The following is a 530-nucleotide window of genomic DNA, read 5'->3' as shown; positions in this document are numbered from 1 at the left end:
GACTGCCGACTTGCCTTAAATCAGCAAGATACCCCAGCTTTTTTTTATTTTCTATATCTCTGGCGTGTATCGACTGGTTTTGAAAAGATGGCTCCGGAGAAAAAAGCTCTCCACTGCGCGACATGTAAACAGCGATGCGGCCTCCCTCCGGCCGGCGATAGAGAGCGATTCGCTGCGTTGAAGCAGGAAACTCTCGGTACTCCCATTTTCCGTGAAAGTATTGATATGCCCTTGTTAGCGGCTCAGTCGCATCGGCATTATCATCGACGCCTGCCGTGTAGAGCACGTCCTTCGTGACTGCTCTCGCACGAGTGAATACAAGTTTTACCATAGATTTATCACCTTAGTGCACAGTAGATGAGGAGTATGGACTAGAAAGTGCTTTCAGTGCGTCGCCATGTGGTAAACGATCGATGGTTGTTCTGCCAAGAATGTTCGGATTGATACCTGAGAATTCTGATTTTACTACAGATTCTATCTGTGCAAAACATTCTGGACGAACTGATTTGACTTGTTCTTCTGTAGCATCA

Annotated in this window: 2 protein-coding genes; both read right to left on the bottom strand. The window is 46.6% G+C overall.

Going from position 1 to position 530, the window contains the following annotated elements; translation table 11 throughout:
- Nucleotides 1–286 (bottom strand): hypothetical protein (locus VQ03_RS34390; protein ID WP_208605581.1); only part of this gene is annotated, 286 nt, incomplete at its 3' end.
- Between the two features lie 57 nt (nucleotides 287–343).
- Nucleotides 344–530, bottom strand: a 187-nt coding sequence (locus VQ03_RS34385) for a hypothetical protein (protein WP_208605580.1), incomplete at its 5' end; no start/stop codon positions are given.

The sequence above is a fragment of the Methylobacterium tarhaniae genome, from assembly GCF_001043955.1.
Taxonomy (GTDB): Bacteria; Pseudomonadota; Alphaproteobacteria; order Rhizobiales; family Beijerinckiaceae; genus Methylobacterium; species Methylobacterium tarhaniae.
This window is presented reverse-complemented; position numbering and strand designations above follow the sequence as displayed.